Origin of the sequence: Vibrio sp. B1REV9 (assembly GCF_905175395.2) — a bacterium.
In the GTDB taxonomy this organism is placed as follows: domain Bacteria; phylum Pseudomonadota; class Gammaproteobacteria; order Enterobacterales; family Vibrionaceae; genus Vibrio; species Vibrio alfacsensis.
In genome coordinates, this window is the sequence record NZ_HG992745.1 from 1,358,309 (window position 1) to 1,370,792 (window position 12,484).

The following is a 12,484-nucleotide window of genomic DNA, read 5'->3' on the forward strand; positions in this document are numbered from 1 at the left end:
GCGAGATGCGAAATGGCAACGAGATTCGGAATGTTATCGAGAGTCTTCGTTCTTCTCGTTTTTATCTCCATAGCGCTCTTTATCCAGTTTGTTCAGTTTATCTAAATCATTCTTGCGACTTTTGTCCATCTGACCAAACTTCATTTTTGCGGTGTATTTTAGTGCAGCAATGTTACCCACTACGATGCTCAGCACTATGATGATAATGACCCAAGGGTTGGTTAGAATTTCAATCATAGAGCCTCCGGCGGCGTGATATTGTGAATGAACTGGGTGACGACCTTATCCAAATTATTCAGTATGACATAAATCCCTGCAATGTTATCGATCCGGTTTTGCATCATTAACTGGTTTTTTAGTACTTCAGGTGTCAGGCGAGTGAGGCATTGTTGTCCTATCGCTTTATGACTGATGTGCCAAGGTTCAATGGCGACACCACCCAAATCTTTTCGGTAAGGGAAAAAGAAGCCAAAGTGGTCGAGATGTTTCTCTAACCATTGATAGAAAGCCAACTGGTGACCATCGAGGTACTCCCATGGTTCCAACTTTAATTGAGTATCTGCGGGTAGTAAGTTACGCGCATACACATCAAAATCGCATCCCCAATGATGACGACTGCCTCCAGGAAGAGCAGACCAACGAAGAATCGCCATCAGTTTTTCCTCATCATTGAGTTCCGTTTTGTTTAAAGGTTGGGAATCAGAATCGAGGATCGTTAACTCACCAGAAAACTTACCGTTCCAGATTGCTTTCTGACGATTGAAGTTTCGAAACCCACTGGCGATTTCCATCTTAAAGCCAGCCTTGGCCGCGGCTTCTATCATCTTTAACAAGTCGTCAGCCACTTCAGGGTGAAGCATAAATGCTTTTTGACCCACTAAAGTGGATTGTAGATGCGAATCGGTGATCCCGGTGAGTTGTTCTGGTGTCATGGTGTTCTCGTCATTTCAGTTATACCCAAGCGCCAACGTAGGGCTTGGGTAGTACTAACCGCAGTCATTCATTGATCAGTTTAGTTTGTGATAACGCGACGGTTTGTTATGCCAGCAAGTGCTTCAAGGTGTTCTCATACATATCGGTTAACTTTTCTAGATCATCGATTTTCACGCATTCGTTTACTTTATGAATGGTGGCGTTTACCGGACCAAGCTCGACGACTTGACCACCCATGCGTGCGATAAATCGACCATCAGACGTACCGCCTGTCGTGAGCAGTGCAGGCTTAGTGCAGTTGACTTCATCGACTGCCGCTACAACAGCGTCAAGTAATGCACCAGTGTCGGTGAGGAACGGGTCGCCATTAAAAGTCCATTTTAAGTCGTAGTTTAAATCATGTTTGTCGAGCGTCTGCGTAATGCGTTCAACGATGATGTCGTTGCTGAGTTCGGTGCTAAAACGCAGATTAAACTGAACATTAAACTCACCAGGGATCACGTTAGATGCGCCAGTACCAGCCGAAACATTCGGGATCTGGAAGCTGGTTGGTGGGAAGTACTCGTTACCTTGATCCCATTCAGTCGTGGTAAGTTCATAAATGGCTAACAGTGACTGATGCACAGGGTTGTTCGCAAGGTGAGGGTATGCCACGTGACCTTGAGTGCCTTTCACGGTCAAATCGCCAGTGATAGAGCCACGGCGGCCATTCTTCACTACGTCGCCTACGACTTCTGTACTTGAGGGTTCACCAACGATACACATATCAATGTTCTCGCCACGCGCCATGAGTGTTTCTACAACGCGAACGGTGCCGTTGATAAATGGCCCTTCTTCATCCGAAGTGATTAAGAAGCCAATTGAGCCGTTGTGGTTCGGGTTTTGTGCAATGAAACGTTCAACCGCGACAACCATACATGCCAATGAGCCTTTCATGTCAGCAGCACCGCGACCATGTAGGTAACCATCAACAATAGTTGGTTCAAAAGGCGGCGTGTCCCATTGCTCTAGTTTACCGGCAGGAACAACGTCCGTGTGGCCAGCAAAGGCAAATAACGGAGCTTGTGTGCCACGGCGAGCCCAAAAGTTCGTCGTGTCTTCAAATACCATGACTTCTATTTCAAAACCGAGCGCCTTGAGTCGCTTGATCATTACATCCTGACAGCCTGCATCTTCAGGCGTTACAGATTGGCGGCTTATTAGGTCTTTAGCGAGTGCCAGTACTGGACTGTCTGTCATCCTTGAGAGTTCCTTTCATTAAGAGTTAAAAATGGTCGCGTATTGATCTGCTTTGAAGCCAATGAATAGTTGGTCTTCAATTTTTAGAATTGGGCGCTTAATCATGGCAGGATTTTCTACCAATAAAGTGATGGCCGTTTCAGGATTGAGTGAATCTTTCTGTTCTTGCGAAAGTTGACGGTAAGTGGTGCCACGTTTGTTCAATACTTGTTCCCAGCCAAGTTCGTTACAAAATTCTGTAACCAATGCGGCATCGATCCCTTGCTTACGGTAGTCATGGAAATCAAAGGCGATATTTTCTGCTTCTAACCACTTTTTGGCTTTTTTGATGGTGTCGCAATTTGGGATACCGAACATAGTGACTGTCATAGTTTTTCCTTTTTTCTTGGTGCTTTACTTTATCGGTTGATTCGATTTAAGCATTGTTTCTTGTTGTTTGAGCATCCTACCAAGAAGCAATCAAACTGACAAAAGGCGGATTCGACTATTTCTTTCGATTGTGTTTCTGCAATGTTGCACCTTTTGGTTAATTTCCCATGCTATCGCGTCTGCAGCAGTAAAAAATACGGTAAATTCGACGAGATAAGTCGACTTATTGATCAAACTCAACATCTCGTAGGACAAAAAGGAAATAATAAATCAGCACAATTTTTGGAGGTGTCAATGGAGTTGAGTCCTGTTTTTGCGAGGCGTTTGTATTTGGCCTTATTGGTGGAAAACCTAGAAAGGCCGAATGTGCCAAAATTGATTGAGAAAACGGGGTGGCCTCGTCGTACGATTCAAGATGTACTTAAGGCATTACCGGGTATCGGCATTGAGCTGATTTTTGTTCAAGATGGCCGACGTCATAATGACGGCTATTATCAGCTATCTGATTGGGGGCCATTTGATAGTCAATGGGTGCTCGACCGGGAGAGAGATATCGTTAGTAGCCTAGGATTTCGTGCATAAGCCAGCATTCGCTGGCTTTTTTAATGGCTGTAATTACCTAGTCTTGATTCATTTGATCAATTTAGCGATAAGAGTCTAGGGAAATGGGTCTTATTGGCATCGATAGGCGATACCAATGACGCTAAAGGAAGTGACGAAGTCTTGAGGTGAAATCATAAATACCGTATCGGCACCAATTTTCATCGCAGTGTTTTTAATATCGTTCATTGCACCTTGCATCATCGCATCGTTGGTATAAAACAGATAACTGTACCAATGCCCCTCACTCCCTGTAATTTCACTGATGTACTCACATTGAGCCGGATTAAACTGGCTATCAATTCGCATCTCTACCATTGAACTTTGTTCGAGAGGTTGTGTTGTTGGTGCAGCACAACCTCCGATGGTTAACGCGATGCATCCAATCATCACATTACGAATCATATTATTTCCCCATCATGATGTAAGCGGCAAATCCAACCCAGCTCAATACCAATAACCCCCAAGGGAGCAGTGTGGATTTGCTTGTTGGGATTTCGCTTGTGTCTTCGTTTATTGCCGTGACTGGTTCGTTTTGACGCAGTTTTTCTTTTTGCTGCTTTTTCTTTGCTTTGTCAGCTTGGCGATTACGTTCTTTCTGTTGCTTCTTGTATTGAGCAATCCCTTTTTCAATGCCTTGGGCGATCAGCTTTGTTTGCTCTTTAGTTTGACCTTGTTTTTGTGTTGCTCTGGCAATTTTCATCGCCTCAGTTTGTGTTTCTTGGGACGGTACTGGTGTGCTGTTCTTCTTCATCGTTTTTCTTATATTGCGGTAAATCTAAACTTAGTTTACCTGTCAAACAGGATGAAATGAACAACCGTTGTGTTGCAACTCTAGACCGATCGGTTAAAGTGACGTTTTACAAAACTAAGAAGACAATATTGTGCGTTACTCATTTGATCAATACGACGCTCATGGATTTTTGAAAGCGCCCATTTTTGTATGGTTAGGTTGGATATTTTTAGCTCGCTCTTGGGTGGTATTTGCCATGGCTGGAGTGAGCAGAGATAGTGGAAGCAAAATTCTTGCAATGGTGTACCCTGACTCAAGTACCTTGTATTTGGGCTTGTCGATTGGTATTCCGAGTCTGTTATTGATGTGGCTTATGGGGTTACGCCACCCAGATCGTGGATGGGTGAACCAAATTATGCAGCACGGTCGTGCGATGACTTTGATCTTGTGCGGTATTCAATTGGCTCAGAGTATGTATCATGTCTATCTCGAACATGGCGTATTCAATTGGGCGAACGCGCTTACGATTACCTTGTTAAGTTGGTTTATAATCTATCTTCTAAATGGAAGGTGGGTAAAAGACTGTTTTCAAGTGCCACATCTTGAGCACAGTGAACCGCAGCCATCAAAAAATTAAGAACAAAAAACTCCCGCATGGGGCAAAGTATAGAGGATATCTCAATGTCACAAGCTCAAACGGCGATCGTGCCTGAAGCCGGACCATTTGCACTTTACACTCAGCTAAAAGTAAACCAAAACCGTGAACAGGTATTGGAAAAACTGAAAGCACTTCCTGAGCTAGTTAAAGAGATCAATACGACCCAGTCAGGAGCGGACTTAACCCTTTCAATTGCATTCACTAAGTCGTTCTGGCAACACTTAAACATGCAAATGCCTGACGAATTGATCGATTTTGCACCACTCGGTGAGGGCGAAGTTATCGCGCCCGCAAGCGATGTTGATGTGTTGATTCACTGCCACTCAACACGTCATGACTTACACTTTTATGTTCTGCGTAAGTTCTTAACTGACACTGCAGAAGACGTGACAGTTGTTGATGAAACATACGGTTACCGTTATTTAGATGCTCGTGATATGACTGATTTCATCGACGGTACCGAAAACCCGAAAGGTGACGCACGTGCGGATGTTGCTTTGATTAAAGACGGCGCATTTGCTGGTGGTAGTTACGTGATGGTGCAACGTTTTGAACACAATCTTCCTGCATGGAGCCGTTTGAATGTATCCGCACAAGAGAAAGTTATTGGTCGCACTAAACCCGATTCAATTGAGTTAGAAGACGTACCAGCAGCATCTCATGTGGGTCGTGTTGACATTAAAGAAGAGGGTAAAGGTCTTAAAATTGTTCGCCATAGCTTGCCATACGGCACAGCAACAGGCGCGCACGGGCTGTTGTTTATTTCTTACTGTAACACCATTCACAACATTAAAGTGATGCTAGAAAGTATGTATGGTGTGACGGATGGTAAGACTGACCAACTGCTTCGTTTTACTAAAGCGGTAACAGGTGCGTACTTCTTTGCGCCATCACAAGAAATGCTTGCAGAGCTAGCGATCAAATAATCGCAATCCAAATGCTTTTAAGCCCTCCACCAAGGAGGGCTTTTTAGTATCCGTTACCCTTGTGTTACGCCTATATCTTTGTATTTAGGCTATTTTTATCTCTTGCTTTATGTTGCTCTCTCGCCCTATCTCACTCTCTAGCAATATTTAAAATAAACACTAAACCTTTGGCTAACGTGGTCGATAAATACACAAAGCCTTAATTCGTTTGGAGTGTGTATCTCGTGGCGATCACCGTTAATACTAATGTTTCAGCACTGGTTGCACAGCGCAACTTGAGCAATGCAACAGACATGCTGAACCAATCCATGGAGCGCTTGTCTTCAGGGAAGCGTATTAACAGCGCAAAAGACGATGCTGCAGGTTTGCAAATATCTAATCGCCTGCAATCGCAAATGCGAGGGTTGGATGTTGCGGTGCGAAATGCAAACGACGGAATCTCCATCATGCAAACTGCGGAAGGCGCGATGGATGAAGTCACCAATATCATGCAACGTATGCGTGATCTCTCTTTGCAATCTTCAAATGGCTCCAATAGCAAAGCAGAACGATTAGCTTTGCAAGAAGAAGTAAGCGCACTTAATGATGAACTTAACCGAATTGCAGAAACGACCTCTTTCGGTGGGCGTAAGTTACTCAATGGCAGTTTCGGTCAGTCATCGTTTCAAATTGGTGCCACTTCTGGTGAGGCGGTTCAAGTTGAGTTGAAGTCAATGCGTACCGATGGTATCGAGATGGGCGGCTTTAGTTACGTCGCGAATGGGCGTGCAAGTTCAGATTGGCAAATCAAAGATGGTGCGAATGAGCTGAGCATGTCATTTACCAACCGTGTTGGCGAGATGGAAACCATTCAAATCAATGCGAAAGCAGGCGATGATATTGAAGAGCTTGCTACTTATATTAATGGTCAAACTGACAAAGTCACGGCATCTGTCAATGAAAAAGGGCAGTTGCAACTCTTTATGGCTGGTACAGAAACGTCAGGTACTATGGCTTTTTCTGGTGATTTAGCAAATGAACTGGGTTTGCAACTAAAAGGTTACGACGCGGTCGATAGTCTGGATATTACTTCTGTAGGGGGAGCACAACAGGCGGTTGCGGTGTTAGATACGGCTATGAAGTATGTAGACAGCCATCGCGCAGAGTTAGGCGCGTATCAAAATCGTTTTGACCATGCCGTCAATAATCTTGAAAATATCCACGAAAACGTCGCAGCTTCAAACAGTCGAATTCAAGATACTGACTACGCCAAAGAAACCACACAAATGGTAAAGCAGCAGATCTTGCAACAAGTCAGCACCACGATTCTTGCACAAGCAAAACAGGCGCCAAATCTGGCACTAACGCTACTGGGTTAATCAATAATGTGACGTAATTTTTACGCGAAAACAGCCTGTATCGACAATTCCAAACGAAGCTTTAGCAAAAAAAGAAAGATTTTTTGTTCTTTTTTATCCGCTTCATCACGATTTACCTGCCAAACAAATTTTTTTCAAAAAAATCTTAAATTTTTCCTAAAGAAACCAAGAAGTGCGCCGTTAATAAAAATAACTTTGAGAGAACTACTTGGTTTTCCGAGACGTCGGAAACCGCTACATCGGAAAATCAATTGGAGAAATCACCATGGCAGTGAATGTAAACACAAACGTATCAGCAATGACCGCTCAGCGTTACCTAAATAGCGCAAACTCAGCACAACAAACGTCAATGGAACGTTTGTCTTCAGGTTCAAAAATCAACAGCGCAAAAGATGACGCTGCGGGTCTTCAAATTTCGAACCGCTTGAACGTGCAAAGTCGTGGTCTTGATGTGGCAGTTCGTAACGCGAACGATGGTATCTCTATTGCACAAACGGCTGAAGGTGCAATGAATGAGACAACCAACATTCTACAACGCATGCGTGATCTTTCTCTACAGTCGGCAAACGGCTCAAACTCAAAAGCAGAGCGTGTTGCGATTCAAGAAGAAGTAACCGCGCTAAACGACGAGCTAAACCGTATCGCTGAAACGACCTCTTTTGGTGGCAACAAGCTACTGAACGGCACGCACGGCTCTAAATCTTTCCAAATCGGTGCAGACAACGGCGAAGCAGTGATGCTTGAGCTAAAAGACATGCGCTCAGACAACAAAATGATGGGTGGCTTGAGCTACCAAGCAGAAAATGGCAAAGACAAAAACTGGAATGTCGCTGAGGGTAAAAACGACCTTAAAATCAGCCTAAAAGACAGTTTTGGTCAAGAGCAAGAAATCAGCATTAATGCGAAAGCGGGCGATGACATCGAAGAGTTAGCAACTTACATCAACGGTCAAACGGATCTAGTAAAAGCATCGGTAGACCAAGATGGTAAACTGCAAATCTTTGCAGGTAACAACAAAGTTGACGGTGAAGTATCTTTCTCTGGTGGTCTATCTGGTGAGCTAGGCTTCGGTGAAGCGAAGAACGTAACGGTAGATACGATTGACGTGACATCCGTTGGTGGTGCACAGGAATCTGTAGCTATCATTGATGCGGCATTAAAATACGTAGATAGCCACCGTGCAGAGCTAGGTGCTTTCCAAAACCGTTTCGATCACGCTATCAACAACCTAGACAACATCAATGAGAACGTGAATGCGTCGAAGAGCCGTATCAAAGATACCGACTTCGCGAAAGAAACGACTCAAATGACCAAGTCACAAATTCTATCGCAAGCGTCAAGTTCTATCCTTGCGCAAGCGAAACAAGCGCCAAACTCAGCGCTAAGTTTACTAGGCTAATTTGCCCAGTAAGAGAACTCCATTGGCTCGTGGTGAGAGATGAGCGAGTAAACCCAGCTTCGGCTGGGTTTTTTTCTGTCTGAATTCATAGCGAGTATGCCTTTTGTGAGTTGGGGATATTTGAGTTGCATCACACTTCAGTAAGTGACAGAAAATAATCGCAAAAAAATAAAAATTTTTCCTAAAGGATATGGATTGGTCGCCGTTAAAGGGATTGAGAGAAATAAGATGTACCTAAGTGAGGTGAGAGACACGATGGTGCATCAATCAAAGCCTTAAGGAGATCAACTATGGCGATTAACGTTAATACTAACGTTTCTGCGATGACCGCACAGCGTTACCTAAACCAAGCGGCTGAAGGTCAACAAAAATCAATGGAGCGTTTGTCTTCGGGTTATAAAATCAATAGCGCGAAAGACGATGCTGCAGGTCTACAAATTTCTAACCGTTTGAACGCGCAAAGCCGTGGCCTAGACATGGCGGTGAAAAACGCGAACGATGGTATTTCTATTGCACAGGTTGCTGAAGGTGCAATGAATGAATCCACTAACATCCTACAACGTATGCGTGACCTATCGCTTCAATCAGCGAACGGTTCAAACTCAAAATCAGAACGTGTAGCGATCCAAGAAGAAGTGACAGCGCTTAACGATGAACTAAACCGTATCGCTGAAACAACCTCTTTCGGTGGTAACAAACTTCTTAACGGTACTTACGGTACTCAATCTTTCCAAATCGGTGCGGACTCAGGTGAAGCAGTCATGCTGTCTATGGGTAACTTGCGTTCTGATACTTCGGCAATGGGTGGTAAGAGCTACGCAGCAGAAGAGGGTAAAGATGCGTCTTGGGCTGTTGGTGAAAAAACTGAACTAAGCATGAAGTACACGACTAAGCTTGGTGAAGAGAAAGAACTGACGATCAACGCAAAGCAAGGCGATGATATCGAACAGCTAGCGACTTACATCAACGGTCAAAGCGAAGACGTAAAAGCATCTGTTGGTGAAGACGGCAAGCTACAAGTATTTGCAGCTTCTCAGAAAGTAACGGGTGACGTTGAGTTCTCTGGCAACCTAGCGGGCGAAATCGGTTTCGGTAAAGCAAAAGACGTGACGGTTAAAGATATCGACGTTACCACTGTCGCGGGTTCTCAAGAAGCGGTTGCTATCATCGATGGTGCACTGAAATCAGTCGACAGCCAACGCGCGTCTCTTGGTGCATTCCAAAATCGTTTCGACCATGCAATCAGCAACTTAGACAACATTAATGAAAACGTTAACGCGTCTAACAGCCGCATTAAAGATACCGATTACGCGAAAGAAACGACGTCTATGACTAAGTCGCAAATTCTTCAACAAGCAAGTACTTCAATTTTAGCTCAAGCTAAGCAGTCACCATCTGCAGCGCTAAGCTTGTTGGGTTAACCGGTTTTACTTAGCTGATTTCTTCACCTAAGCGATAGATCGTTCGTTAGCCCATAAGGTGGAAGGGAGATTATGATGGAAATACCCTCATATACATCGAACATCCAGCCTTACGGTGAGCCGAATGGCACAAAAGTTGCAAAACAAAATGGCAGCGGCATAGGTACGCCTAGCACGAATATTTCAAACGGTTCACTTTCTCCTGCAAAAGTGAAAGGAGCCGAGCACGACTTCTCTGTCAAAGCCGCATTAGAAATGGCGGATACCCGTCATGAGCTTAACAGAGAAGAACGTGAAAAAATGGTGGCACAGATGAATGAGTTTGTGGATGCCATGAATAAGGGAGTGTCGTTTCGCATCGATGAAGAATCGGGGCGAGACGTAGTGACGATTTTCGAAGCCACGACTGGTGATGTGATTCGTCAAATCCCTGATGAAGAAATGCTTGTGGTATTGCGTCGCCTAGCTGAGCACACAGCTAACAGTGGTTTGTTGGTTGAAAAAGTGTAAGTCGTTTTTGAGGTGATTTGATGAGTTTAAGCCCTTTGGGGATGTCTGGCGGCATGGATATTAATGCCATGGTCAGCAAAATTGTAGATGCCGAGCGGGTACCAAAGCAGCAAAGCATCAACAACGAGCGTGCGACAATTGATGCCAGCATCAGTGCCTACGGGCGACTTAGAGAATCATTAGATACGATGAAGAACCTCATGGCGAATTTTCGTCAAGAGAAAGCCTTTGCGGTTCGTACTGTTGAAACAACAAACGACAGCATTGTATCTGCCACTGCAACGACGGATGCCATAGCCGGTAAGTATGCTATCGATGTGTTGCAGCTTGCTCAGAGCCACAAAGTCGCTTCTGATGTTTTACCTGAAGATGCGAAGTTTGGCCCTGGTAAGCTGCAGATTTCACTTGGTGATGATGATTTTAACGTTAACGTTCCATCTCGCGCTAAGCTTGTGGACGTTGTGCGTGGAATTAATGGCGCGAAAGATAACCCTGGCGTCCGAGCCTCACTCATCAACGATGTTGATGGGCCACGTTTGATCCTTGCTTCGAACTTATCGGGAAAGGACCACCAACTTAAAGTCAGTGTCGATGCCCAAGCTGGCAATCCTCTGAAACATTTCGAATATAAGACACTGGAAGACCGCGTGAATGCGCTTGAAGAAGCTCGTGAAGCGGCAGAAGCAGTGTTAGGGCCACTCAAGGCAGAGCCAACCACCGTAGACCAACCTAGTCAGCTGGATGCCGACGGCAATCCTCTACCTCCTCAAGACCAGAAAGCGGCAGATCAAGCCACAGAAAATACATCGAATGAACCAATTTCTTCTTATGGTTCAGCAGCAGCCAAGGCGGCTCAAGAGGCAATAGACAAAGCGAATCAACGTGCAGGAATGCGCCCGCAGGACAGTATCCCCGGTTGGACGGAAACCGCTTCTGGAACGCTGTTGGATTCGTACCGTATGCCAGAAATTGAACTGGATGAAGCGGCGATTGCAAAAGCTCCTGACGTTCCTGGTTGGAATAATACAGCATCTGGCACCTTGGTGGATTCTTACGTCACGACGAAAGAAGCCAAGCAGCAGCTCGAACAAGAAAAAGCAGACATCGAGCAGAAAATTGCTAGTGACAAACAACAACTTGATGAAAAGGTCGAGCGCGGTGAGCTCACCGAAGAGCAAGCCAAAGAGATGCATCGTTCTAAGCTAAAACCAGAAGAGCGTGAACGCTTAGAAAAAATCGATGTCGCAGAAACAAAAATTGCAGAAGCACAGAAGTCATTTGAAGCCTATTCAGGTATGACGCAAGTTCAAGCTGGCCAGGATTCGATGGTGATGCTTGATGGCGTCGCACAGTTGTCCAGCCACAACAACGTGATAGAGGATGCGATTGAGGGGGTAAACCTCACGATCAAAGGCAAGTCGGAAGCGGGTAAACCGCCAGCCGAAATCGGTGTCGAGTATGATCGTCAAAGTGTGCGTGCCGATATAGAAACGTTTGTGTCTGCCTATAATGCGTTTTATCAAACATCCAAAGCACTGGCGAGTGTCGACCCAACGACTGGTCAGCGAGGCCCATTAGCGGGTGATAGTACCGTGCGAAGTGCCGATGCGAGATTGAAGTCTGTTTTCTCTACCAATATTGAAAAAGCGCCGGAAAATTTAAAATCATTGACGGAGTTTGGTATTACGACCACACGTCAAGGGACACTCGAAATCAACTACGACATGCTCGACAGGCAGTTGAATAACAACTTCAATGAACTGGAAAAGTTCTTCGGCGGTAATACAGGCTTCGCAAAACGTGTAGAAGATGCCATTCACGGCATTACCGGGATTACGGGCAGTATCCGTACGCGTGAAAAAAGCCTAACAGAGCAAAATTATCGACTTAACGATGATCAAGTCGCATTGGATCGTCGAATGGACGGTCTTGAGAAACGTACCCACGCGAAATTTGCAGCGATGCAAGATGCGACGGGTAAAATGCAAGGTCAACTTGGGGCGTTAATGAACGCCATCGGCTAATGAATGGAAACTGAACTCCAAAAAATTAGTGATATTGATCAACTAATAACGCAGCACCTAGAAAAAGACGACTTTAATGCTGAAGAAATTCTTCACTTGGTCGATATCAGAGAAAGCTTATTAGAAAGTCTGTTATCCAGTGCAGAGAGCAATCCATTGGTCAAGCAGCAAGCAGAGTGGCAAGACTTGCTTACTCGAACCAAAAAAATTGTTGAGCTGATGCAAATAGAGACCTCGAATGTCGGTAAAGAACTTTATAAGTTCCGTTACGGTCAGCGCTCGCTTCAGCAGTACAAAAAATTTATTTAGAAGAG

15 protein-coding genes are annotated in these 12,484 nt (G+C 44.8%); 9 read left to right on the plus strand and 6 right to left on the minus strand.

Annotated features, from left to right (window positions below; all coding sequences use genetic code 11):
• Positions 1–33 precede the first annotated feature (33 nt).
• The 4 genes from KHN78_RS11795 to KHN78_RS11810 form a co-directional block, all read right to left on the minus strand.
• Positions 34–237 carry a DUF2897 family protein gene (locus KHN78_RS11795; protein WP_128810415.1) on the minus strand — a complete coding sequence of 68 codons (204 nt, stop codon included), beginning with the start codon at positions 235–237 and terminating at the stop codon, positions 34–36.
• Entirely contained in the window at positions 234–932 is a 699-nt protein-coding gene (locus KHN78_RS11800) for a M15 family metallopeptidase (RefSeq protein WP_211916171.1), read from the minus strand. Before KHN78_RS11800 ends, KHN78_RS11795 begins: the two co-directional genes overlap by 4 nt.
• 106 nt (positions 933–1,038) lie before the next feature.
• The gene (gene dapE, locus KHN78_RS11805; RefSeq protein WP_128810417.1) at positions 1,039–2,172 is read right to left on the minus strand and encodes a succinyl-diaminopimelate desuccinylase; all 1,134 of its coding nucleotides are present in this window, start codon (positions 2,170–2,172) and stop codon (positions 1,039–1,041) included.
• A gap of 18 nt (positions 2,173–2,190) precedes the next feature.
• Positions 2,191–2,541: an ArsC family reductase gene (locus KHN78_RS11810; RefSeq protein ID WP_128810418.1), complete on the minus strand. Its 351-nt coding sequence runs from the start codon at positions 2,539–2,541 to the stop codon at positions 2,191–2,193.
• Between the two features lie 294 nt (positions 2,542–2,835).
• Between KHN78_RS11810 and KHN78_RS11815 the strand changes: the two genes are divergently transcribed.
• Positions 2,836–3,123, plus strand: a complete 288-nt coding sequence (locus KHN78_RS11815) for a helix-turn-helix domain-containing protein (protein ID WP_128810419.1) — start codon at positions 2,836–2,838, stop codon at positions 3,121–3,123.
• A 90-nt stretch (positions 3,124–3,213) separates the two neighbouring features.
• On the opposite strand, the gene KHN78_RS11820 is transcribed toward KHN78_RS11815, so the two are convergent.
• Both KHN78_RS11820 and KHN78_RS11825 read right to left on the minus strand, forming a co-directional pair.
• Entirely contained in the window at positions 3,214–3,546 is a 333-nt protein-coding gene (locus tag KHN78_RS11820; protein ID WP_211916172.1) for a DUF4156 domain-containing protein, read from the minus strand.
• Position 3,547: 1 nt separating this feature from the next.
• Positions 3,548–3,895 carry a DUF2956 domain-containing protein gene (locus tag KHN78_RS11825; protein WP_211916173.1) on the minus strand — a complete coding sequence of 116 codons (348 nt, stop codon included), beginning with the start codon at positions 3,893–3,895 and terminating at the stop codon, positions 3,548–3,550.
• A 130-nt stretch (positions 3,896–4,025) separates the two neighbouring features.
• On the opposite strand from KHN78_RS11825, the gene KHN78_RS11830 reads away from it, so the two are divergent.
• The 8 genes from KHN78_RS11830 (at position 4,026) to KHN78_RS11865 (ending at position 12,479) form a co-directional block, all read left to right on the plus strand.
• Positions 4,026–4,511, plus strand: coding sequence for a DUF2919 domain-containing protein (locus tag KHN78_RS11830; RefSeq protein WP_128810421.1), 486 nt, complete (start codon positions 4,026–4,028; stop codon positions 4,509–4,511).
• Between the two features lie 44 nt (positions 4,512–4,555).
• Positions 4,556–5,458, plus strand: coding sequence for a Dyp-type peroxidase (locus KHN78_RS11835; protein WP_211916174.1), 903 nt, complete (start codon positions 4,556–4,558; stop codon positions 5,456–5,458).
• A gap of 224 nt (positions 5,459–5,682) precedes the next feature.
• Positions 5,683–6,816, plus strand: coding sequence for a flagellin (locus KHN78_RS11840; protein ID WP_211916175.1), 1,134 nt, complete (start codon positions 5,683–5,685; stop codon positions 6,814–6,816).
• A 265-nt stretch (positions 6,817–7,081) separates the two neighbouring features.
• The gene (locus tag KHN78_RS11845; protein ID WP_128810423.1) at positions 7,082–8,215 is read left to right on the plus strand and encodes a flagellin; all 1,134 of its coding nucleotides are present in this window, start codon (positions 7,082–7,084) and stop codon (positions 8,213–8,215) included.
• Between the two features lie 290 nt (positions 8,216–8,505).
• A complete protein-coding gene (locus KHN78_RS11850) occupies positions 8,506–9,636 on the plus strand; it encodes a flagellin (RefSeq protein ID WP_128810424.1) in 1,131 nt (376 codons plus the stop codon).
• A 75-nt stretch (positions 9,637–9,711) separates the two neighbouring features.
• Positions 9,712–10,146: a flagellar protein FlaG gene (flaG, locus tag KHN78_RS11855; RefSeq protein ID WP_128812248.1), complete on the plus strand. Its 435-nt coding sequence runs from the start codon at positions 9,712–9,714 to the stop codon at positions 10,144–10,146.
• A gap of 20 nt (positions 10,147–10,166) precedes the next feature.
• Entirely contained in the window at positions 10,167–12,170 is a 2,004-nt protein-coding gene (gene fliD / locus KHN78_RS11860) for a flagellar filament capping protein FliD (protein WP_128810425.1), read from the plus strand.
• 3 nt (positions 12,171–12,173) lie between these two features.
• Positions 12,174–12,479, plus strand: a complete 306-nt coding sequence (locus KHN78_RS11865) for a flagellar protein FliT (RefSeq protein ID WP_211916176.1) — start codon at positions 12,174–12,176, stop codon at positions 12,477–12,479.
• Positions 12,480–12,484: the final 5 nt, after the last annotated feature.